26 protein-coding genes are annotated in these 24,680 nt (G+C 28.5%); all 26 read right to left on the bottom strand.

Translation table 11 applies throughout. The features are described from left to right. Window positions 1–12: 12 nt before the first annotated feature. Entirely contained in the window at window positions 13–453 is a 441-nt protein-coding gene (def, locus tag LLF98_RS03895; RefSeq protein WP_291701008.1) for a peptide deformylase, read from the bottom strand. A gap of 13 nt (window positions 454–466) precedes the next feature. After that, window positions 467–2,662, bottom strand: a complete 2,196-nt coding sequence (gene priA, locus LLF98_RS03890) for a primosomal protein N' (protein WP_291701006.1) — start codon at window positions 2,660–2,662, stop codon at window positions 467–469. Window positions 2,663–2,746: 84 nt separating this feature from the next. Then, complete coding sequence (gene coaBC / locus LLF98_RS03885; protein ID WP_291701004.1) at window positions 2,747–3,931, bottom strand: bifunctional phosphopantothenoylcysteine decarboxylase/phosphopantothenate--cysteine ligase CoaBC; 1,185 nt, start codon at window positions 3,929–3,931, stop codon at window positions 2,747–2,749. A gap of 1 nt (window position 3,932) precedes the next feature. Next, entirely contained in the window at window positions 3,933–4,151 is a 219-nt protein-coding gene (rpoZ, locus tag LLF98_RS03880; protein ID WP_291701002.1) for a DNA-directed RNA polymerase subunit omega, read from the bottom strand. Next, complete coding sequence (gene gmk, locus LLF98_RS03875; RefSeq protein WP_291701000.1) at window positions 4,132–4,770, bottom strand: guanylate kinase; 639 nt, start codon at window positions 4,768–4,770, stop codon at window positions 4,132–4,134. Before gmk ends, rpoZ begins: the two co-directional genes overlap by 20 nt. Then, window positions 4,770–5,042, bottom strand: a complete 273-nt coding sequence (gene remA, locus LLF98_RS03870; RefSeq protein WP_158518170.1) for an extracellular matrix/biofilm regulator RemA — start codon at window positions 5,040–5,042, stop codon at window positions 4,770–4,772. Before remA ends, gmk begins: the two co-directional genes overlap by 1 nt. A gap of 14 nt (window positions 5,043–5,056) precedes the next feature. Then, entirely contained in the window at window positions 5,057–5,938 is an 882-nt protein-coding gene (locus LLF98_RS03865; protein ID WP_291700994.1) for a YicC/YloC family endoribonuclease, read from the bottom strand. A gap of 391 nt (window positions 5,939–6,329) precedes the next feature. Beyond that, complete coding sequence (locus LLF98_RS03860) at window positions 6,330–6,755, bottom strand: PBECR2 nuclease fold domain-containing protein (protein WP_291700992.1); 426 nt, start codon at window positions 6,753–6,755, stop codon at window positions 6,330–6,332. Window positions 6,756–6,971: 216 nt separating this feature from the next. Then, the gene (spoIVA, locus tag LLF98_RS03855; protein ID WP_291700990.1) at window positions 6,972–8,450 is read right to left on the bottom strand and encodes a stage IV sporulation protein A; all 1,479 of its coding nucleotides are present in this window, start codon (window positions 8,448–8,450) and stop codon (window positions 6,972–6,974) included. A gap of 335 nt (window positions 8,451–8,785) precedes the next feature. Then, a complete protein-coding gene (locus LLF98_RS03850) occupies window positions 8,786–9,778 on the bottom strand; it encodes an NAD(P)H-dependent glycerol-3-phosphate dehydrogenase (protein WP_291700988.1) in 993 nt (330 codons plus the stop codon). Window positions 9,779–9,780: 2 nt separating this feature from the next. Continuing rightward, complete coding sequence (gene der / locus LLF98_RS03845) at window positions 9,781–11,097, bottom strand: ribosome biogenesis GTPase Der (RefSeq protein WP_291700986.1); 1,317 nt, start codon at window positions 11,095–11,097, stop codon at window positions 9,781–9,783. 13 nt (window positions 11,098–11,110) lie between these two features. Then, entirely contained in the window at window positions 11,111–12,436 is a 1,326-nt protein-coding gene (locus LLF98_RS03840; protein WP_291700984.1) for a DUF512 domain-containing protein, read from the bottom strand. Window positions 12,437–12,683: 247 nt separating this feature from the next. Further along, complete coding sequence (gene phoU, locus LLF98_RS03835) at window positions 12,684–13,346, bottom strand: phosphate signaling complex protein PhoU (protein ID WP_291700983.1); 663 nt, start codon at window positions 13,344–13,346, stop codon at window positions 12,684–12,686. Window positions 13,347–13,541: 195 nt separating this feature from the next. Further along, entirely contained in the window at window positions 13,542–14,204 is a 663-nt protein-coding gene (gene phoU, locus LLF98_RS03830) for a phosphate signaling complex protein PhoU (RefSeq protein ID WP_291700981.1), read from the bottom strand. A gap of 18 nt (window positions 14,205–14,222) precedes the next feature. After that, entirely contained in the window at window positions 14,223–14,972 is a 750-nt protein-coding gene (pstB, locus tag LLF98_RS03825) for a phosphate ABC transporter ATP-binding protein PstB (RefSeq protein WP_291701228.1), read from the bottom strand. Between the two features lie 9 nt (window positions 14,973–14,981). Continuing rightward, window positions 14,982–15,866: a phosphate ABC transporter permease PstA gene (gene pstA / locus LLF98_RS03820; protein ID WP_291700979.1), complete on the bottom strand. Its 885-nt coding sequence runs from the start codon at window positions 15,864–15,866 to the stop codon at window positions 14,982–14,984. After that, window positions 15,866–16,759 carry a phosphate ABC transporter permease subunit PstC gene (gene pstC / locus LLF98_RS03815; protein WP_291700977.1) on the bottom strand — a complete coding sequence of 298 codons (894 nt, stop codon included), beginning with the start codon at window positions 16,757–16,759 and terminating at the stop codon, window positions 15,866–15,868. Before pstC ends, pstA begins: the two co-directional genes overlap by 1 nt. Before the next feature lie 22 nt (window positions 16,760–16,781). Further along, entirely contained in the window at window positions 16,782–17,690 is a 909-nt protein-coding gene (locus LLF98_RS03810) for a phosphate ABC transporter substrate-binding protein (RefSeq protein WP_291700975.1), read from the bottom strand. 193 nt (window positions 17,691–17,883) lie between these two features. Continuing rightward, window positions 17,884–19,593, bottom strand: a complete 1,710-nt coding sequence (locus LLF98_RS03805) for a sensor histidine kinase (RefSeq protein ID WP_291700973.1) — start codon at window positions 19,591–19,593, stop codon at window positions 17,884–17,886. A 2-nt stretch (window positions 19,594–19,595) separates the two neighbouring features. After that, complete coding sequence (locus tag LLF98_RS03800; RefSeq protein WP_291700971.1) at window positions 19,596–20,297, bottom strand: response regulator transcription factor; 702 nt, start codon at window positions 20,295–20,297, stop codon at window positions 19,596–19,598. A gap of 14 nt (window positions 20,298–20,311) precedes the next feature. After that, on the bottom strand, window positions 20,312–21,052 hold the full coding sequence (gene pgeF / locus LLF98_RS03795) for a peptidoglycan editing factor PgeF (protein ID WP_291700968.1): 741 nt from the start codon (window positions 21,050–21,052) through the stop codon (window positions 20,312–20,314). Between the two features lie 339 nt (window positions 21,053–21,391). Then, the gene (gene nrdR, locus LLF98_RS03790; RefSeq protein ID WP_291700966.1) at window positions 21,392–21,841 is read right to left on the bottom strand and encodes a transcriptional regulator NrdR; all 450 of its coding nucleotides are present in this window, start codon (window positions 21,839–21,841) and stop codon (window positions 21,392–21,394) included. A gap of 71 nt (window positions 21,842–21,912) precedes the next feature. Continuing rightward, on the bottom strand, window positions 21,913–22,176 hold the full coding sequence (locus LLF98_RS03785; RefSeq protein WP_291700964.1) for a YlmC/YmxH family sporulation protein: 264 nt from the start codon (window positions 22,174–22,176) through the stop codon (window positions 21,913–21,915). Between the two features lie 40 nt (window positions 22,177–22,216). Further along, entirely contained in the window at window positions 22,217–22,990 is a 774-nt protein-coding gene (gene sigG, locus LLF98_RS03780) for an RNA polymerase sporulation sigma factor SigG (RefSeq protein WP_291700963.1), read from the bottom strand. 82 nt (window positions 22,991–23,072) lie between these two features. Then, complete coding sequence (gene sigE / locus LLF98_RS03775) at window positions 23,073–23,780, bottom strand: RNA polymerase sporulation sigma factor SigE (RefSeq protein WP_291700961.1); 708 nt, start codon at window positions 23,778–23,780, stop codon at window positions 23,073–23,075. After that, a complete protein-coding gene (locus LLF98_RS03770; protein WP_291700959.1) occupies window positions 23,755–24,597 on the bottom strand; it encodes a sigma-E processing peptidase SpoIIGA in 843 nt (280 codons plus the stop codon). The genes sigE and LLF98_RS03770 overlap by 26 nt, the downstream gene beginning before the upstream one ends. Between the last annotated feature and the right edge of the window lie 83 nt (window positions 24,598–24,680).

Below are 24,680 nucleotides of genomic sequence, written 5' to 3'. Positions count from 1 at the left end.
TCCTGTCATTATTTATTTTTTTACTCGGTCAATAAATAAAGTCCCATTTAAATGATCATACTCATGTAAAATAGCTCGTGCAAGTAGTTCTTCTGCTTCTATTTCAAATTGTTCTCCTTTTTCATTTAAAGCTCTTGCTCTAACATAATTAGGTCTCATGACTTCTTTTGTTTCTCCTGGTAGACTTAGGCATCCTTCTTCATCTATTTGTGATCCACTTGTTTCTATTATTTCAGGATTTATAAATACTAGTGGACCTTCTCCAATATCTATTACAAATAATCTCTTTAATATTCCAACTTGTGGTGCTGCAAGACCAACACCTTCAGCCTCATACATTGTTTCCTTCATATCTTCAATTAAAGTTAATAGCCTGTTATCTATTTCGTCAACTTCTCTACATTTCCTTCTTAATATGTCGTCTCCAAATTCTCTTATATTTCTTAATGCCATGTTTCTCATCCCCCTAATTCATATTATTAGGATTAATATCTATACTAATCCTTATTTCATTATATACACTCTTATTTAATAGATAAAGTGTATCTTTCACTTTTTCGCTAAAATCATCATCGAAATTTCCTTTTATGATAATTTGCCATCTATAATTTTCCTTCAATTTAGTAATAATGCAAGGGACTGGCCCAAGCATAATTAAATCTTCTACTATTAATTTTTTCAAATTAAACTCTAAAGTATACATAAATTTTTTTAGTTTTTCTTCAAATTTTGAAGACCCGTTGATTAATAATATTTTACCAAAAGGAGGATTTCCCATCAACCTTCTGATATTTATTTCTTCTTTAAATAGACCTTCATAATCTTCTTCTTTAGCGTATTTTAAGCTATAATGGTCTGGTGTATAACTTTGAACAATTACAGCACCTTCCTCCTCACCTCTACCAGCTCTTCCTGCAACTTGAGTTATTATTTGATATGTTCTTTCAGAAGCTCTGTAGTCGGGCAAATTCAAGGACATATCTGCAGCCAAAACCCCTACTAAAGTAACATTTTTAAAATCTAATCCTTTGGATACCATTTGAGTTCCTATTAAAATATCTGCTTCTCCATTTTTAAAAGAATTATAAATAGACTCATGAGAATTTTTATGTCTAGTAGTATCTACATCCATTCTCAATACTTTTGCTTTTGGAAAATATTTTTTTACTTCTAATTCAACTCGCTCTGTTCCTGCACCAAAAAATTTCACATATTTACTATTACATTTAGGACAAACTTTACTAACTTTTTCTGCTCTTCCACAATAGTGGCATATTAAATATCCATTCTTGTGATACGTCATAGAAACATCACATTCTGGACACTTAAATACATGTCCGCAACTTCTACATGATATAAATGTAGAATAACCTCTTCTGTTAAGAAATAAAATTACTTGTTTTTTATTTTTTAAAGTTATCTCAATTTCCTTAAAGAGCTTTTTACTGAATAAAGAAAGATTTTTGTTCTTTAATTCTTCGCGCATATCTATTATCTTCATTTGAGGCATTTTATTCCCATTAATTCTTTTATGCATTTCTATCAATTTATATTCACCTTTAAGAGATTTATAATAACTTTCAATGCTTGGAGTTGCTGAACCTAAAACTAATTTACAATTTTTAAGTTCACATAAAAATTCACTTACTTCCCTAGTATGATATTTAGGATTATGTTCTGATTTATATGTATTTTCATGCTCCTCATCAATTATTATAAGCCCAAGATTTTGTAGTGGTAGAAATAATGCACTCCTTGCCCCTATGACTAATTTAGCTTTTCCCATCTTTATTCTATACCATTCATCAAATCTTTCACCATCACTTAGTCTACTATGAAATAATGCTACATCTTCTCCAAATCTGCCTTTGAACCTCTCAATCATTTGAGGCGTCAATGAAATTTCCGGTACCAAAACAATTGCACTTTTACCTTGATTTAAAACATCTTGAACCAATCTCATGTATACTTCTGTTTTTCCCGAACCTGTAACACCCTTTATAAGATATTTTAACTTTGTTCCATTTAAAATTGTATTTAAACAATGCTTTTGTTCTTCATTTAACAACTTATTATTATCATTTTCATATTTACGAATATTATATCTAAAAACTACTTGTTCTTCTACTTTTAAGATATCCTTTTCTATAAGTTTGTTTAATGAATACAAAGAAAACTGTTCATTATTGGTAACTTCTGCTTTAGTATACATGCCATTATTATTAACTATAAAATTATATAAATTTATGTAATTTTCTTTTTTGATTTCATCTACATTTATTTCTTTATTTATTGATATTACTTTTTTCTTTTTATTCTTCGAACCTTTCATAATACCAACTGGAATCATGAGACGAACAGCATCAATAAATTTACAAAGATACTTTTTTCTCAAAAACTGAATCATTTTAATATCGTCTTCAGTTAATATAGGCTCATCATCGCATAAATTTACAATTTCTTTCACTTTATATTTAAAATTTATTGAATTCTCTTGCAATATTGAATATACAAATCCCTCTACCGGTTTATTTCTTTGCCTAAAAGGAACTTTAACTCTAAATCCTATGTCTATCTTTTCTATAAGTTCATAAGGTACTTTATATGTAAATGGCTTATCTATCTCCACGGCATCATTATTTAGAATTATTTCAACATACATAATATTTACATCTACCACCTTACGCCCAAATTAATTATTTGCACCATAAAAACTTCCTAATATTAATAAAGAAGCGCAAAAATTCTAACGCTTCTCAAGTATAATATCAAATAAGTTACTTGCAATTTTTTCTTTGCTCATCTTATCCAGATGTATTTCTCCATCTTTTTTAGATAAGATTATTACTTTATTATCTTCTGAGGCAAATCCAGTATCATTTGCAGTTATATCATTTGCTATAATATAATCTAAATTCTTTCTTTGAAGTTTAGACATAGCATTTTCTTTTAAATTTTGGCTTTCAGCAGCAAAACCTACTAGAATTTGCTTTTCTTTTTTCTTTCCAAGTTCCATCAAAATATCATTATCTCTAATAAATTCTAATTTTAGTGCTTCATCGCCTTTTTTTATCTTTTGATCACTATAATATTTAGGCTTGTAATCAGCGACAGCTGCTGATTTAATTACAATATCAGCATTATCAAATATCTTTATAACTTCATTTTTCATTTCTTCATTGGTTGAAACTTTAATAACATTAATATTCTTAGGAACATCTATAGATGTAGGTCCAGATATTAACGTTACATTCGCTCCCCTATTTCTTGCTTCTTTAGCTATTGCATATCCCATTTTACCTGTTGATCTATTTGTAATAAATCGAACTGGATCTATAGGTGCTATAGTTGGTCCTGCTGTTACTAAAACATTCTTATTTAACAAATCTTTTTTTTCATAAAGCTCCATTAAAACTCTGTCTACTATAACTTCTGGGCTTTCAAGTTTTCCTTTGCCACTTGTTCCACAAGCAAGTCTTCCTTCAGACGGCTCTATAAACTCATATCCAAAAGATTTAAGCTTTTCAATATTATCTTGAACTATAGGATTTTCATACATATTTGTATTCATAGCAGGTGCAAAAATAACTTTAGCTTTTGTTGCCATTATTGTAGTTGAAAGCATATCATCAGCTATTCCATTTGCAACCTTTCCTATTATATTAGCAGTAGCAGGTGCTACTAAAAACACATCTGCTTTTTCTGCTAAACTTATATGTTGAATTTCCCAAGCTTTTGGTTCTGTAAACATATCACATGTAACCATATTTTGACTTAACGATTGAAAAGAAAGTGGTGTTACAAATTTAGTAGCTGACTCTGTCATAATTACATTAACATTAATGCCTTTTTTTATAAGTAAACTTACAATTTCTAAAGCTTTATATGCTGAAATTCCTCCACTTACTCCTATCACTACATTTTTTTTCATTTTATTTAATACCTTCTTCTATAATTTCATATTCAACTGCATTTTTATCTACTTCATTAATTGCAATTGTTAAAGGTTTGTTTGAATTTATTGAAATTTTAGGAGTAGCTCCCTCAATTATTTGTCTAGCTCTCTTTGATGTTAAAATTACCAAAGAATATCTATCATGTATCTTTTCCAATAAATCTACCACTGATGGACTAATCATAGAGTTGTTCATTTATCATTTCCTCCTTTAAATCTAATATACTATCTTTTATTCTATCTACTCTGCATTTTTCAGCAGATATTATAGCTTCTAATTTTTCAACTGCTATCTCTACTTTATCATTTACTACTGCATAATTATATTTAGAAAGAAATTTAATTTCCTTATATGCAGAATTAAATCTTTTCATTAAAGATTCTTGAGTCTCACTTCCCCTATTTATAATTCTTTGCTTTAATTCTTTCATAGATGGTGGAAGTACAAATATAAAAACTCCCTCATCTGTATTTTCTTTAACTTTCAAGGCACCTTGTATATCTATTTCTAAAATAACATCCCTTCCACTTTCTAATATCTCTTCAACATTAGACTTCGGTGTTCCGTAATAATTATCATATACTTCTGCATATTCTAGAAAATCATTAGTTTCTATTTTTTTTTTAAATTTTTCTTTAGACATAAAATAGTAATTAACGCCTTCCACTTCTCCTTGTCTTGGATTTCGCGTAGTTGCAGATACAGATAAAGCTACATCTTTGTTTCTATCCAAAAAGCTTTTACATATAGTACCTTTTCCTGCACCTGATGGTCCTGATATAACTATTAATAACCCTCTTCCTTCAACTGCCATTACTCGTCAACCTCATCAACTACTATATCATCTTTCGTTGCTAATCTATGAGCCACAGTTTCAGGTTGAACTGCTGATAATATAATATGATCACTGTCTGTTATTATAACTGCTCTAGTTCGCCTTCCATAAGTGGCATCTATTAACATTCCTCTATCTCGTGCTTCTTGAATAATTCTTTTAATAGGTGCTGATTCTGGGCTCACAATTGCAACTAATCTATTTGCAGAAACTATATTCCCAAATCCTATGTTTATTAACTTTATTCCCATTTTTGTCCTCCCAATTATTCAATATTTTGAACTTGTTCTCTTATTTTTTCAATTGTATTCTTAACTTCTATTACCTTGTTAGTCATATGAATATCTGTTGATTTAGATGCTATAGTATTAGCTTCTCTATTCATTTCTTGAATTATAAAGTCCAATTTTCTGCCAATTGGTTCATCTATGTATAAAGTACTCTTTATTTGACTTAAATGACTTCTAAGCCTAGTTATTTCTTCATCTACAGCTGCCTTATCAGAAAGAATTGCTACTTCAAGAGCTATTCGACTTTCATCTATATTTACTCCATACAGTAACTCACTTAATCTATCTTCAAGCTTTTTTTTGTAATTTTTAGGAATATTATCTGCTACTTTTTCAATTTCTTCAACATAGGTCTCTATTATTTGAATTTTTGATAAAATATCTTCTTTTAATTTTTCGCCTTCTCTACTTCTCATTTCTTCCATGAGATTAAGAGCTGATTCAATTAATGGAGAAATTTCATTAAAAATATTATCCAAGTTTTCTTCTGGTTCTTGTAACGTAATCACATCTGGAAACCTTCCTATTTGGGTAGTAGAAACATCATCTATAATACTTAATTCCTTTTGAATTTGTTTTAAACAATCATAATAATCCTTAGCTAACGCCATATTTAAATTTGCTTTCCCAGCATTATTCCCATAATTCTTATAATTAATAAAAACATCAACTTTACCTCTATTTAATTTTTTACTAATTATACTTCTTATTTTCTCTTCTAAGGCAAGCATCATTCTTGGCATTCTAATGTTTATATCTAAATATCTATGATTTACACTTTTCATTTCTATTGAAAAGTACGAATCCGTGCCTTCTTCACTTTGAGCTCTTCCAAAGCTAGTCATACTTTTTATCAAATTTACACCTCCTTCTAAATAATCATATTAATTCAATAACCCAATCATAAATTAATTTACTCTTCTCTGTCAACATTTTGTTCACACATTGTTAACAACTATATTTATTTTATATTTTAATTATTAAAGGGTTTTCTACGTTTTTTAATACACAACACACCATTACTAACGTGTATATTATTATTCCTTAATTTGATTTTTGTGAAAAATACTAAAATGAGCATAAAAAGTTAAAAAAATTGCTTCACAGCTATTTATAAAATCATTGTGAAGCAATCCCATTAGTATAAATTATTTTTTGGCAGGTCGGCGTATCCTGCATCTCTGATTACTATACTTAGCGCGTGAGGAGCCCTTTCTCACCTCAAAAAATAAGTTCATTAAAAATATATCATAATATATTTTCTTTTAATTCAGTATCTTCAATTTTTATTAATCTTCCCCTATATATTCTTGCATTCATTTTTGACAACGTTATAGGATACATCGTTGCTACATATATATATTGCTCTTCCGAATCAATTTCTAAGCCCAAAAGTAAAATAATATTATCGATCTTTTTTATTAGTTCAAGAGACTCATCATTCCCTCTTCTATAATATAATCCAACATATTCAGGTTCTTTTATTATTTTTTCTATTATATCTATCATATTGTCTTTCATTTTTTTGGTGAGTTGTCTACCATGTCTTTTTTTTATATGGTTTATAACACCTGGAGAGGCATAAACAATTCTAGGTAAATCAAGCTCTAAGAGCTCACTTATAGAGATTTTTATTTTACCAACTTTCTTATAAGCTTTATACTCTCTTTTCATAATACCCCTCATTTATATCCTTTTTTTATTATATCCCAATACTATGTATTTCTCCACTTATTAAATAAAAAAATAATACCTAAAAAAGTGTTGATTATACTATATTTTATATAATATAAAGAAATATGTAGTGATATCCATTATATTTCCATTTATTTAACTATATTATAAAATCAACACTTTATTAAAATATAAAAATTTTTCAGATTTGTCTTTTTAAAGGATTATACAAATCAACCCACCATTACCTTCATTAATGATTTTTTGTAGAGTCTTTTGAATCTTAATTTGAACATCCTCTGGCATCTTATACAGTTTATTTTGTAAGCCTTCCTTTACTAACACTTCTAAAGATTTTCCAAACATATTACTTTGCCAAAGAAGGGCTGGATCTATTTCAAATTGTTGAAGGAGTCCTTTTACAAGTTCTTCTGATTCCTTTTCAGATCCCATTATAGGACTTATTTCTGTTTTTATATCACATTTTATAAAATGTAAGCTTGGAGCACTTGCTTTTAATTTCACTCCATATTTATTCCCTTGTTTAACTATTTCAGGTTCCTCAAACTTCATTTCTGCAAGTTGCGGTGCAACTAACCCATATCCAGTTCCCTTTACATCTTCCAAGGCATCTTTGACTTTATCATATTCATATTTAGCGTGAGTTAAATCTTTTATTATTCCAAGTAAGTCACTTTCTGAATTGACTTCTAAGTCACATATTTCACTAAGAACTTTATAGAAAATTCCATCCTTTGGTTTCATAAGTACTTTTGCCATTCCATTTCCCAAGTCTACCTCTTTTATTGTAGCTTTCCCCATAAAATCTTCTTCTTCAAAATTGTTCAAACAGTACTTAATATCTCTTACTTTAGAGACATCTTGACTCATACTCATAATTATGTTGAAAAAGTCTTTTTTTAGCCAATGGTTACACTCTAATTTTTCTAACCATTCAGGCATATCAATGTTAATTTCTTTTATAGGGAACTCTTTAAGTACATGTTTAAACAAATCTTCAATATCTTGTTCTTCCATATTGTAAACATCCATTACTTGTACTGTTACATTATATTTATCTTCTAATTCTTTCTTTAATACTTTAGTTTCTTGAGAATTAGGTTTACTTGTATTAAGAACAACAATAAATGGTTTATTTAAGGACTGCAGTTCATATATTACCCTTTCCTCTGCATCTATATAATCATTTCTATCTATTCCTGTTATACTACCATCTGTTGTGACTACAAGTCCTATTGTAGAATGATCATTTATTACCTTTCTTGTTCCGATTTCAGCAGCATCTTCAAATGGTATTTCATAATCAAACCATGGTGTATGAACCATTTTACTTTCCTCTCCATCTAAATAACCTAAAGCCCCCTTTACAATATACCCTACGCAATCAACCATCCTTATTTTAAATTTAATCTCGTCACCTAAATTTATTTCAACCGCCTCATTAGGTACAAACTTAGGTTCTGTTGTATGAATATTTTTTCCTGATCCACTTTGTGGCAATTCATCTTTTGCTCTTTCCTTTTTATGGGCATTATCAATTTTAGGTATCACCATAAGATCCATGAACTTTTTTATAAATGTAGATTTTCCTGTTCTAACTGGTCCTACAACTCCCACATATATGTCCCCTTGGGTTCTATCTGCTATATCTTTGTATATGTTAAAATTATCCACTTACTTCCCTCCTATATTCTTTTTACCAATATATATATATTCATACTAATTTTAAAATATACAAATTATATTAAATTAAAAAATCCTAAAATAATTATAACCACTTTAATATATGATTAAAATTATTTTAGAATTCTATATAAGGCATAATCAAAAAAATAACAAGTCAATATGCTAGTCTATTTCGTGTCATACTTCATCAGCATGTTCACCTAATAGCCCGCTATGAGGTAAACATACTTACTCGTCTGACGCGAAATATACATCACATTTTGGACTTGTTATTTTCTTTCATATGCCTAAATTAAATTTATTCTTTTTTTGTATATCTAGCTTTAAAATGTTTCACTTTTCTTATCTCTATTCATAAGCTCATCAATAATAACTTTAGCATCCTTGCCTTCAAATAAACTTTTATAAATACCATCTGTTATAGGCATAGATATACCAATCTTTTCTTTTAATTGGTAAAAAGCTCTACATGCTTTTACTCCCTCAACAACCATACCTATTTCTTTTAAAGCTTCTTCAACCGGCATTCCTTTGCCAATTAAAAAGCCAGCTCTTCTATTTCTAGAATGCATAGATGTACAAGTAACTATTAAATCACCCATACCAGTTAATCCATAAAAAGTTTCAGCTTTTCCACCAAGTGCTATTCCAACTCTAGTGATTTCTTTCATCCCTCTTGTAAGAAGAGCTGCCTTTGTATTATCTCCATATCCAAGACCGTCTATAACCCCTGCTGCTAATGCAATTATATTTTTTACTGCACCGCCAATTTCAACTCCTATGATATCATCATTAGTATAAATTCTAAAATACGAAGTCATAAACAAATCTTGAACATCCTCTGCATATTTCATATCTTTAGAGGTGCTTACAATTGTAGTTGGAAGCCTCATACTAACCTCTTCTGCATGGCTTGGTCCTGATAAAATAACTACTGGATTATCTAATTCTTCTTCAATTACAACTGATAATCTTTTATCACTATCTTCTTCAATTCCTTTAGCAATTGAGATTATTGGTATATCCTTAGATATTTTTCCTTTGAGCGTCTTGCACATACTTCTAATAACATGGGAAGGTACTGATAATACTACATAATCCGAACCTTCAATTGCTTCTTCAATATTATTAAATGCAGTTACGGTGCTTGGAATTTTTAAGTCTTTCATATACTTTTCATTTGTTCTTTTAATATTTATTTCATTAACAACATTTTCATCCCTGTTGTATATATTAACAATATTATTTTTTTCTGCAAGTAAAACAGCTAAGGCACTTCCAAAGCTTCCCCCGCCTAGAAAAGTAATTTTACTCATAATTATTCCTTTCTTTGTCTATATTCTATTTGTATACCAGTTCCTTTAAAATCAAAACTATTTCTTAGCTGATTTTCTAAATATCTTTCATATGAGAAATGTCTAGCACTTTCATCATTTACAAAGAACACAAACTTTGGTGGCTTAGTTGCAACTTGAGTTACATAATAAATTTTCATTCTCTTAAGCGAAACGGTAGGTGGTTCTTTCATAAGAACTGCCTTACTTATAACATCATTTAATATTCCTGTTGAAATTCTCTTATTGTAATTATCATAACAATATTTTGCCATTTTAAGTACCTTATTAGTTCTTTGTCCTGTTAATGCAGAAATAAATAAATATTCTGCATAACTTAAGAATTTTAAGTTTCCTTGTAATTCCTTCTTAAACTTATCTAAAGTCTTACCGTCTTTTTCAACCAAATCCCATTTGTTAACAATAACCATAATAGCTTTGCTCATCTCATGAGCATATCCTATTATCTTTTCGTCTTGTTCCGTAACTCCTTCTGTTGCATCAATCATAAGTATACAAACATCGGCTCTTTCAATAGCAGCATAAGTTCTTATAACACTATATCTTTCAATCTCTTCTTTCACCTTACTTTTTCTTCTAATTCCGGCAGTATCAACTAAGATAAATTTACCTTCTTCAGTTTCTAAATAACTATCTATTGCATCTCTTGTAGTTCCTGGAATATCTGAAACTATTGTTCTTTCTTCACCAAGCAATTTATTAATTAAAGAAGATTTTCCTACATTAGGTTTACCAATCATAGCAATTCTAATATATTCATCCTCATCTGTTTCATAAATTGATTTGTCAAAACCTTCAACTACTTTATCAAGCATATCCCCAAGACCTAATCCTTGCCCTGCTGATATCGTTATAGGATCACCTATTCCTAAGCTATAAAATTCATATGCATTATTTTCATCTTTTAAATTGTCAACTTTATTGACCACTAAAACTACTGGCTTTTTGCTCTTTCTAAGCATAGTTGCAACTTCATTATCTGCAGCAGTTAATCCTTCTTTTCCGTCAACTATAAATATTATTACATCTGCCGTTTCAATTGCAATATTCGCTTGTCTTCTCATTTGTTTTACTATGATATCGTTATTTTCTGGTTCAATACCTCCTGTATCTATCATAGTAAAGTTATAATTTAGCCATTCAGCTTCTGCATACACCCTGTCTCTTGTAACTCCTGGTGTATCTTGTACTATTGAAATTCTTTTTCCTGCCAATTTATTAAACAATGTTGATTTTCCAACATTTGGTCTTCCAACTATAGCAACTATTGGTTTAGCCATTTTTATTTTCCTCCTATTTGTATTCATTTAGTTTTTGAATTAAATCTTCTCCTGTGTAATCTACTACTATAACCTTCACATTTAAAGCTGATTCAATATCTTTTATTTTCATATTATCTAACATAATTTGTTCAGTAGAATCTGTTAATTCATATCCTTTTCTAAACATATTATTTGATAATATTAAATACTTACTATTTATTATGCCCTTCATTTGATCTATTATATCAATTCCTGTCAAAAGCCCAGCTATAGTAATTGTTTCTCCAAAATAATTATTTTTTATCTTGTAAACATCAAGTTGTATATTAGAGTTTCTCTCTTTAATTTTAGAACTAGCTTCTAGTAATTCATTATATGCGAGTTCTCCTGTAACAATAGAAAAACTGCCTTGCATCTTTAAGTCCAAATCGTCTAACGTGCTATCTATGGAATGCCTAAAACATCTAACCATACCTATACCATCTTCTATTTGATGATAATCATCATAAAACTCTTGATTTGGAATTTGTTTATCTGCAACTAAATAGAATTCATCAGATAATCTAACAAATGGTTTACCTATTTCTTTCATATATACATCTTGAAGTTTTTTAACTCTTTCAAGTTCTTCTATAGACTGTTCCTTTGTATATGCATTAACTTGTTTTAGACCTTGCCTAAATTTAGTTATCCCTATTGGTACTACTGCCACATCTGAAACCTGTGGATATAATGTATATAAATCTGCAATTGTTCTTTCAAGTTCATCTGCATTATTTATTCCTGGAACTGAAACTATTTGTGCATTCATTGTAATTCCCGAATCTGCTAATCTTTTCATTCGCTCAAAAACATTGCCAGCAAATCTGTTATTAAGCATTTGAACTCTAAGTTCTGGATTTGTTGTATGAACAGATACATTTATAGGACTTATGTGATATTGTATTATCCTGTCAATATCTTCATCCTTCATATTAGTTAATGTAACAAAATTACCTTGTAAAAAAGATAATCTTGAATCATCATCTTTAAAATATAATGATTCTCTCATTCCATTTGGAAGCTGATCTATAAAACAAAATATACATTTATTACTACATGATTTTGCTTTATCCATTATACCGCCACCAAATTCTATACCTAAATCCTCACCATATTCTTTTTCAATTTCAATTTCCCATATCTCTCCATCGGTTTTCTCTACTTCTAAAATGATTTCTTCATCTGCTGATAAAAATTTATAATCTATAATATCATTTATTTTATTATCATTAATAGATAGTAAAACATCATTTACTTCAATCCCAACTTCTTCTGCAATTCCATTTGAGATCACTTTTGTTATAATATTTTTCATGTCTTCACTCCCAATTATAACATACTTATCCTTGTTATATTACATTAATCCCTTAGCTAAGTCAATAAGACATATCAGGCAAAGCTTTTCATAAAAAAATAAATATTATAAGTAGAATTGCCTCTAACATAACATTCACCATCTTAAAAAAGCCATGTATACAAATTTTAGATTTGTACACATGACTTTCTAATATATAAAATGAAAAAGTAATTATTAGAATATAATAATTAAACTTATTTGTTGTTTATTCATTTAAATCTACATAATCTCCACTTTTAGAATATATAGTCCACTCACAAATATTTGTTACATGATCGCCTATTCTTTCTAAGTATTTTATTACAAATAAAAGTCTAATTCCTTTTTCAGTTAAACTCTCATCCAATTTTATATCGTTAATAAATATGGTAAATAGAGATTTATAAAATGAATCTATCTCATCATCCTTCTCACAAACCCTATATGCTATTTCATCATCATCATTAATATATGAATCGATAGCCACACCTATCATATCTCTTACTTTTTTTTCCATTTCCCATAAGGTTTCCGAACTTTTTTTGAATGAATTTATATTTGCACCCATTTTTTTTGTTATTTTACATATATCCACTGCATGATCTGCCATTCGTTCTAAATCTGTTACTATCTTAGTGGCTGCCATTATTCTTCTTAAATCCGTTGCCAAAGGTTGTTCTGATGCAATATACTTAATACATTGCTCTTCTATTACCTTTTGCAATTCATCTACTTTATCATCATTTAGAATAATCTTATTTGCTAATTCCACGTCATAATTCTTTAAGCTAAGCATACTTTCATATATTTGTTTTTCTACTAAGCTAGCCATAGTTGCTAGTTGTCTATGTATATTCTTTACCTTAATATCCTGTGATCCTCTTGTCATTGCATAGTTTCCCCCTTCTAGCGAAATCTACTATTTACCTGTATAATTGAAGTATATTGTTTATATTACATTGATGTAATCGTTATGTCAACAAAAGCATGACTATATTTTTTCCAATGTAAGTAATATTAAAGAAAATAAAAAATGCTCTTAATTAAAAGAACATTTTATTATTATTATATCTATATTTACTTATTATTCATTTAAATCTATATAAACTCCAGTCTTAGAGAAAATAGTCCACTCACATATATTAGTTACATGATCTCCTATTCTTTCTAAATATTTTATTACAAATAATAACTGTGCTCCTTCATGAATTAAATTTTCATCTACTTTAATTGCTTCAATTAAATTGCTAAATAAAGACTTATAAAATGTATCTATTTCATCATCTCTCTCACAAATTTTATATGCCATAGCCTCATCTTCATTAATATATGAATCTATAGCTAATTTAATCATAGTTCTTACTTTTTCTTCCATTTCCCATAGTTCATCTGAATTTCCTTTAAATGATTTTACATTTCTACCTATTCGCTTTGTAATTTTGCATATATCTACTGCATGATCTGCCATTCTTTCCAAATCTGTCACTATCTTCGAAGCAGTAAATACTCTTCTTAAATCTGTTGCAAGAGGCTGTTCTGTTGCAATAAATTTAATACATTCATCTTCTATTTTTTTTTGCATGTTATCTACTTTATCATCATCTTTAATAACTTGCTCAGCTTTTTTTAAATCGTAGTTTTTTAAGCTAAGCATACTCTCATATATTTGTTTTTCTACTAAGCTTGACATATTTAACAATTCTTTGTTTATAATTTTTACTCTTGCATCTTGAGATCCTCTTGTCACAATAATCAATCCTCCTTTTTAACCAAATCTGCCTGTAATATAGTCCTCTGTTCTTTTATCTTTTGGATTATAAAATATATCTTCTGTTTTTCCATATTCAATAACTTCACCATTTAAGAAAAATGCAGTTTTATCAGCTATTCTTCCCGCTTGTTGCATATTATGAGTAACTATTATAACTGTGTACTGTTTTTTTAATTCATCCATAAGTTCTTCCATTTTGCCTGTTGATATAGGATCTAAGGCTGATGTTGGTTCATCCATTAAGATTACTTCTGGTGAAACTGCAATAGTTCTAGCTATACATAATCTTTGTTGTTGGCCACCTGACATACCAAGAGCACTTGTTTTTAATCTATCTTTAGTTTCATCCCAAAGTGCTGCTTCTTTTAAACTCTTTTCTACAATTTCATCTAATATTTTCTTATTTTTTGTTCCATGTATTCTAGGTCCATATGCGATATTATCATAAATAGACATTGGAAATGGATTCGGTCTTTGAAACACCATACCTATTCTTTTTCTTAAATATATCTCATCACAGACTTTATATATATCCTTATCTTCAAATAAAACTTGCCCTGTTATTCTTACACTTTCAATTAAATCATTCATTCTATTTAAAGTTCTTAAATAAGTTGATTTTCCACAACCTGAAGGTCCAATAAGTGCTGTAACTTCATTTTTATTAATAGACATATTTATATTTTTAAGAGCTTGATTATCACCATAATATAAACATAAATCTTTAGTTTCTATAATATTCACATCCATCTCCTACTTCCCACTATAAGCTTTCATCAATCTATTTCCAAGTAATCTAGCACCAATGTTAAATATAAGAACTGCAATTATAAGTACTGCCGCTGTTCCATTTGCTATTTGAGCTGCATCAGGTACTATTCCTTCCGAGTTTAATTTCCATATGTGTACAGCTAATGTTTCTGCTGGTCTGAAAAGTGAAAATGCTGAACTATTTCCTGACAAGCTTATTGAATCAAAATTCAAATTTTTCGAACTTAATCCTGCAGTATACAAAAATGCTGCTGCCTCTCCAAAAATTCTTCCAGCTGCCAATATTACCCCTGTTAATATTTCACCCATAGCTGTTGGAACTGTAAGCCTTGCTAAAGTCTGCCATTTGGTTGCTCCAAGACCTAATGATGCTTCTTTTACTCTTTTACTTGCTGCTACTATAGCATTTTCAGAAATTCTAGTCATAGATGGTATATTTAATATACTTACTGATAATGCTCCTGCAAGTATTGAATATCCCCATCCAGCCATATTAACAAAAACTAATAATCCAAACATACCTATAACAATAGATGGTAGAGAAGACATTGTTTCGAGAGACATTCTTATAAATCTAAGAATTGGTCCTTCCTTTGCATATTCAGCTAAATAAATACCTGCTCCAACTCCAATGGGAATTGTTATTATGAGTGAAATAATTAACATATAAAAGGAATTAAATAATTGAGGCCCAATTCCGCCTCCAACTCCTGTTAGTTTTGGTTTTCCAAATAAAAATGAAGGTTTTAACATACTTCCGCCTTTATATAATATGTATGAAATAAATGCAGCAAGTAAAAATACTATAAACATACTTATTATATAAAATATAATTGTTGCAATTTTATCAACTTTTTTCGCATCCATTATATTGCACTCCTTTTTTCAATCATTCTAACTATTACTATAAATATAAAAGAGATTACAAGTAAAATTAATGCTAACGTCCATAATGCATCATTCCATGCTGTTCCACCAACAGTATTAGCCATGTCCATAGTTATGATACTTGTTAATGTTGCCATTGAAGAAAATATTCCATCTGGTATTTTAACAGTATTACCAATAACCATTTGAACTGCTAATGCTTCTCCAAAAGCTCTTGCTATACCAAGTACAACTCCTGTAAGTATACCTGTTTTTGCCCCTGGAACTATTACTCTAGATATTGTCTGCCATCTTGTAGCGCCCAGTCCATAAGAAGCTTCAATATGATCTTTAGGTATTGTTTTTATAGCATCTATAGATAAGGTTGCTATAGTTGGTAATATCATTAATGAAAGAACTAATACTCCTGCAATTAAAGAGAATCCCATTCCTCCAAAATTATTTTTAATAAGTGGTACTAATACAGAAATACCAACCCATCCATAAACAACAGAAGGTATTCCAACTAGTACTTCTAATGATGGTTTAATTATCTTCTTTCCAAATTTACTAGATATAACATTTACAAATATTGCTAACGCAACTGCAATAGGTGCACTTAAAATCACTGCACCTATTGATACTAAAGTTGAACCTAGGATGAAAGCAAGAGCTCCAAAGGAAGGCTCTCCTCCTTTATTAGGCTTCCAATTATTCATGAATAAAAATTCTGAAGGACTATATCCATCTGCTGTAAAAATTCTTATTCCTTTTGAAGCTATGAATACTATGATTGCTATTGTTATAACTATTATTAACATTCCACATAGTGCTGCAAAACCTTGACCTAAATATTCATTTTTAAGCCTTTCTTTAAAACTTCTTTTTTCCATCTTCACTCATTCCTTAATTGAATTATTTTACTTTCATTTCAGCTCCTGAAATAAATCCCAAACTTTCCATGTTTTCTTTATTATCACTACTTGTTACAAAGTCAATAAAACTCTTAGCAAGTCCTGTTGCTTCACCCTTAGTATACATATGACCCCATGACCAAAATTTATAAGAACCATCTGTTATATTTGCTTTATCTGAAGATACACCATCAATTTTAACTAATTTCAAAGCATCTTGAGCTTCTTTAGTTTGCATGTATGCAAGACCTAAGTAACTAATTGCACCATCATTTGATCTCATTGCACTTAATACTGCACCATTTGAATCTTGAGTTACTCCTAAAGAATCATTTTCTAAAGATTTATCATTGCCAAGTATTGTCTTTTCGAAAGTTGCTCTTGTTCCTGAACCTGCTGTTCTATGAATTAACAATATTTCTTTGTTTGGTCCTCCAACATCTTTCCAGTTAGTAACTTTTCCAGCGAATATACTTTTAATTTGATCTGAGGATAAATCATCTATTCCAAGTGATTTACTTACTACAATTCCAAATCCTTGAGCTACTACTTTATGATCAACTAATTCTGCTGCCTTTGCTTTATCTAATTTTTCATCTGCAAAAACATCTGAGTTTCCAATATCCACTGTTCCATCTAACACTTGAGTAAGTCCTGTACCTGATCCACCAGCTTGAGCTCCAATTTCGGCCTTAGGATTTTTTTCTTTAAACTTTTCATTTGTTTTTTCCATTAGTGGTAATAATGCTGAAGAACCACTAACTGTTATAGATCCAGTCACTTCATTTGACCCTGCTTTATTATCGGCCTTACTATCATTTGTAGCTGAATTTCCACAACCTGCAATTCCAATCCCTAACATTCCTATAACTAAAGTACTTACCATTAATTTCAATGCTCTTTTTTTCATTATTATATCCCTCCAAATAAATTATATATTATTTAACACTTTCTTATTACACACTCTATAATATACCCTTTTAGTTAACCTATTATTAGAGAGCTGTTAAATTATATTAGATATGTGTTAAATAAATTTAACATTGTTTTTAGAATGGCTTCCACTTCTTTCTATATAAAATGGCTCGTATGAGTAAAATACATTAAATATACGGTATTCTGACTTTAAAGATTGTTCCTTCGCCAAGTTCACTTTTAACATTAATTTCTCCGTTAAATATTTTAACAATATGCTTTACAATAGCTAATCCAAGACCAGTCCCACCTTTTTTCCTTGACTTATCTACTCTGTAAAATCGTTCAAAGATTCTCGATATATCTTCTCTAGGTATTCCTATTCCATTATCTTGTACTATCAAGCAATAATATCCATCTTCGTTATAACTCAACACTTCTACTTGTCCTGAAGTATCTTTTGAATATTTTATTGCATTTTCAATTAAATTTAAACCTAATTGATAAAATTTATCTCTATCTCCTAGAATACGTTCATTATTATTATTTTTAAATTCTAATTTAACATTTCTATTAACTGCACTTTTTCTCATAATGTTAAGAACTTCTTCAATTACTGAACTTGGTTCAAACTCATCCACATCAGCAATTAAATTACTTTCAATATTTGACAACACTAATATATCATTTATAAGTCTTGTTAATCGTTCAGCTTCCTTATCTATAATATCTAAAAATTTCTCTCTTGTCTCATCATCTTTAACAAATTTCAATGTTTCAGCAAATCCTTTTATAGATGTTAAAGGAGTTTTTAATTCATGAGATACATTAGCAACAAACTGACTTCTCATAAGTTCAACTCTATTTATATCTGTAATATCTTGAAATATTATAACTTTACCTATACTATCTATTCCATCAATCATTTCTGATTTTTTAATTTTAAAATCTCTCTCCATGGGGTGAAGTATTTTTATTTCTTTATCATCATCATCATCTTCTTGTTGCAAGAATTTATTTATATCATAATCATTCACATAATCTAACAAACATTGCCCCACAATATTTTTCCTTATTCCAAGTAATGATTCTGCACATGGGTTAATTGAAATTACATTATTATGATTATCAACAGCTACAACACCATTTTCCATACTTTTCAATATTAATTCTATTTTTGTTTGCTTTTCTATAACTTCACGAATTTTTATTTGTAATTGTCCTGCCATATTATTAAAACTATTCGCTAATGTCCCAAGTTCATCATTAGTTTTAACATTAGCTCTTATTTTATAATCTCCATGAGTCATTTTTAATGTTACACTTTCTAACTCTTTTACTGGTTCAACAATTTTTCTAACCAACCTTAAAGATAAGAATATAGATAATGTGATAACTAAAACTAATATTAATAAACAATACTTAATATTTTCTTTTTGTAATATAGTTATTATATTTATAGAAACAGCACTTCTAATTACAAAATTATCATCTAACCTAGTTGCATAGTAAATTAAGTTAGCTTTAATTGTATCACTATACCTCGTGGAATATCCTTCCCCATTATCTAATGCTTCTTTAACTTCTATTCTCTCCTTATGATTTTCACTGCTTTTTTGCTCATTATCATATAATACAACTCCGTTATTATCTATAAGTGTAAATCGCACATTCATATCATTTATTTTTATATTATTTAGCCTTTTCAAATCCTCATAATCATTTTGACTAATGTCTTTAACATTATAAAGTTCGGAAATTAAATAATTAACATTTCTAAGCTCCTCTTTGGTATTCTTCACTTGTTCCAAATTTATTAATACCATAAAAGAAAATGCTACAATTATGATTGCAAATAAGACTGTTATAATAACAGACGTTAATATCTTATTTTTCATTGTTATTCTGTTGGGTTAAATCTATAACCCACTCCTCTTATAGTTTCAATAAATTGTGGATTTTTATCATCTTCTTCTATCTTCTTTCTAAGATATCTTATATGAACATCTACAGTTCTTGTTTCACCTATATATTCATAACTCCAAATTTTGTCCAATAAAGTTTCTCTCTTAAGAATTTTTCCTTTATTTTTTATTAATATTTGTAAAAGTTCAAATTCTTTTAATGTTAAATCTACTTTTGCTCCATTAACATATACATCATGGCGCTCAAAGTCTACTTTAAGGCTTTGCGAATCATAAACATCTTCTTCCGACTCATTAAATGTATTTGTTCTTCTTAAAACAGCTTTTACTCTTGCAAGTAATTCCCGAACTGAAAATGGTTTTGTTATATAGTCATCAGCTCCAAGTTCTAATCCAAGTATTTTATCTAATTCTTCACCTTTTGCAGTTAGCATTATTATCGATGCTTTTTTCATTTCATTATCTCTTTTTATTTCCTTGCAAATATCTAATCCATCGATACCTGGTAACATTAAATCAAGTAACAATAAACTTGGTTTCTCTGCTTTTGCTATTTTTACTGCATCTATACCATTATTAGCGATAAAAACATCATATCCAGCATTCAGTAAATTAAATTTTAATAGTTCAATTATATGTTCCTCATCATCAACTATTAATACTTTTTCTTTAGCCATAGTCTTTTTCCTCCTCAACGTAACATAATAAAAGAAAACATTCTACCATAAGAACCTTGTGACTTCCTATATGAATGTAATTTAGTATCATGACTACAATACGTACATAAATTTAAACTATTTATATTATAATCTTGTACTCCAGCTCTTTTTAAATCATCTATTATACATGCTTCTAAATTAAGATTATTTTTATAAAATAATTCTTCTTCACTTATTGTCTTTTTTTTCTCTATAAAATTCACTTTTAGCTCTTCTGAAACCTCATAACAGCATTGCCTAATATGTGGACCAATATATGCTTTGATATCTATTTCATTTGTATTAAATTCACGCTTCATTTTTTCAATAGTTTTTAATGTAATTGATTCAAAAGTTCCTTTCCACCCACTATGGATTGCAGCTATTACCTCATTCTTTTCATCGATTAAGATAATTGGTACACAATCGGCAGTAAAAACCCCAATAATAACATTCTTTTCATTTGTTATTATTGCATCTCCATCTTCGTTCTTAATACTTTTATCATCACATATATATTTCAATATTTTATCACTATGAATTTGTTTAAGATATATAATATCTTTTACATTAAATTCTTTTTTTAATGAATTTAGCTCTTTTATTCCTTTTTCTGTATTTCTGTTAAAACTTCTATCTCTTTCTGCATTTGTAAATACAATTTGAAATTTCTCACCATCTATTATTACAAAATCATCTTTTTTCTTTAATAATTTAAAATCTAATTTATTCAATCTAATCCTCCATGAAATTTCTAAAATTAAAAAATTTTTATAACCTTCTGAGCATAAATTCTTCTTACGTTATTGTTCATAAAATTATTTATCTCTAAATATATCTTATTATTTAATATTAACATTCTATTGACTATTTATCATCTTTATTAACTAAAGTTTAACTTATATATAACATTTCAATGCACAGTTTATGCCCTTTAGGGTATCCTGTAAGCATTTTATATTTGGTTTCTTAAACTTTCTCTTTAAGCTTTCTCCTTCATTGCGAATTGAATTTGTATAATTATAAGAAAAAGGATATTGAAATTTATTTTTTCAATATCCTTAAACATGTGATTATGTTATAAGATTTTTTATTTCTTCTAGAAAAGTATTTATGTCCTTAAACTGTCTATAAACTGATGCGAATCTTACATATGATATTTCATCCAAATCTTTCAATCTAGCCATAACCATTTCTCCTATATCCTTTGATGGAACTTCTGTAAGCATACTATTAGAAATTGTTTTTTCTACATCATATGCCATATCTTCAATTTGTTTTCTAGATATAGGCCTTTTTTGGCACGCTATAATTAGACCATTAATTATTTTTTCTTTATTAAAATTTTCTCTAGTCAAATCCTTTTTTATTACTAAAATAGGAAAATCCTCTATCTTTTCATACGTAGTATAGCGTTTAGTACATTTTAAGCATTCTCTTCTTCTTCTAATTGTTGTGTTATCATCTGTTGATCTAGAATCTACAACCTTGCTTTCTTCAAAACTGCAAAATGGACATTTCATACTTTCATTCACCTCTTTGCCTTCGTGTATCAAAATCTTATAATTATTATACATATATTTTCAAAATATGGCTATACATTGTTTACATCTATTTCATCTTTTGTGTTTACTAATATAACATCTTTCCCAATTTTAATTATATCTTTCCAGAGAATTTCTTTTCCATCTTCTTTTCCAAACCATGATTTTATTTCTCCAGGCAATATTAACGAAATTATTTTATTTTCATTACAGTCTATTTTGAAATCTCTTATAAACCCTATTTTAGCTCCTGTTAATATATCTATTACTTCCATATTTCTCATAGCATTAAGTGAATGTAGCTCAAGTTCCATAATTATCCCCCATAATTATAATATTATTAATATCTTATTTTTATACATGTTTTCTCATATGCTTTAAAGCTGTTTTTTCTAATCTTGAAACTTGCGCTTGTGAAATTCCAATTTCATCTGCAACTTCCATTTGAGTTCTTCCATTAAAAAATCTTAAATTTAATATTAATTTTTCTCTACTTGTAAGCTTCTTCATTGCTTCTTTAATGGAGATTTTTTCAAGCCAATGTTCATCGGTATTTTTAGCGTCACTTATTTGATCCATTACATATATGGCATCTCCTCCATCATGATAAATTGGTTCAAATAGTGATACCGGATCTTGTATTGCATCTAGAGCAAATACCACTTCTTCTCTCGGCAATTCAAGTTCCTTTGCAATTTGTGATATAGTAGGCTCTTTATTATTATCTTTTATAAACTTCTCTCTCATAATCAAAGCTTTGTAAGCAATATCTCTTAGAGATCTGCTAACTCTAATAGAATTATTATCTCTTAAATATCTTCTAATTTCTCCAATTATCATTGGCACTGCATAGGTTGAAAATTTAACATTTTGAGCTAAATCAAAATTATCTATAGACTTCATCAGTCCTATACAACCAACTTGAAATAAATCATCAATGTTTTCTCCTCTATTGTTAAACCTTTTAATAACACTAAGTACTAATCTTAAATTTCCCTTTATAAAAGTTTCTCTTGCACTTTTATCTCCTGCCTTCATCTGTAGAAAAAGTTGCTTTTTTTCTTTCTCTTTAAGTATAGGGAGTTTTGAAGTATTAACGCCACATATTTCTACTTTGTTAATTATCACAAGTATCAACCCCTTCGAAAGTAATAATCCATTGCATTAAACATTATCTCCGATAGGCAATACTTTTATACTTGAAGACAAGCTAAATCATTCTACTTATTTCTTTTTTCAATCTTTTAATTATTTTTTTTTCTAATCTAGATATATACGATTGAGAGATTCCAAGCATATCAGCTACTTCTTTTTGTGTCTTTTCTCTTGTTCCATTTAATCCAAATCTAAGACGTACTATTTCTTTTTCTCTATCATTTAAGCTTTTCAATGCCATAACTAATAATTGTTTATCAACTTCATCTTCAATCAAATTATATACTGTATCGTTTTCAGTTCCTAATATATCTGATAATAGCAGTTCATTTCCATCCCAATCAATATTTAGTGGTTCATAAAATGAAATTTCAGCTTTTATCTTGCTATTTCTTCTTAAATACATTAGAATTTCGTTTTCTATACATCTTGATGCGTAAGTTGCAAGCTTTATCTTTTTTTCTGGATTAAAAGTATTTACAGCTTTTATTAATCCAATAGTTCCAACAGATATTAAATCCTCTACATATACACCTGTATTTTCAAATTTTCTAGCTATATAAACAACTAATCTCAAATTTCTTTCAATTAATGTACTTCTAATTTTTTCATCTCCGTAATTTAATTTGTTTACTAACTCTTCTTCTTCATCCTTTGATAAGGGTGGTGGCAAAGCATCATTTCCACCAACATAATATAATTTTTTTCTAAACATCTTAAACTTGCATATTAATTTGTTAAATAGCAACATTAGTTTTTCCATATATATCCCCCTTATATACTATTCCCCTTGATAATAGAGCATTGAACTCATGTTCATTACTTAACTTTTCTTTACAAGGGCATATTATTGCATCAATTTTCTCATATAAGCAATCCTTTTTTGTTACTTTTATATCATTAACTCTTATACCTTTAAGCTTACCATCATGCCCAATTGAGCTATAAAGTATATGATATATGTTCTTACCATCAAAATTTATATCATTTATTAAATTTTCTTCAATTAAAATACATGGAAGATTATTAATTGGCTCTCTCAACTCATTTCCTGTATCTAAAAAACTTTGAAAACTATATTGTCTATTTTCTACTTCAAATTCAATTTTAAAACTAAAATTATTAGTAAATAATTTATCTTTAATGTATTCTATAAATCTACTATAAATTAAATATATAATCATTATTCCTAACATAATATATTTAACTGAATATTTTTCTATTTTATATGTGTTTCCTAGTAAACATAAATTTTGTTTTAATGAAAATAAAAAGCATACTCCACTTAAAGTAAATGTCATCATTAAAAATGTAACTAATAATTTAATCATATTGAAAATGCTTGTCTTTCCATACACTAATCTAATCATGATGCAAGCTACTGCTAATTCACAAGGCAAGCAAGCCAATATATTTAACTTAGGAATTAGTAGAACTATAGTATAAATTCCTCCTATTAAACTAGAGCATATTAATGAACTTATCTTACATTTATGCTTTATGCATTTCATGGTTAATGTTAATAAAAAGAAATTTACTATACAATTTTCTAAAATTATAATGTCAGCATAAACTTCCATCTTAACTCCTCCATTCTGTGTTGATTTTATTATATACTTGTTTATTTTAAAAATTTGTCGCAATGACATTAAATACTTTTGTT

Origin of the sequence: Clostridium sp. (assembly GCF_021372645.1) — a bacterium.
In the GTDB taxonomy this organism is placed as follows: domain Bacteria; phylum Bacillota; class Clostridia; order Clostridiales; family Clostridiaceae; genus Clostridium.
Note: the sequence above shows the minus strand (reverse complement) of the source record. Positions and strands in the feature narration are given on the sequence as shown.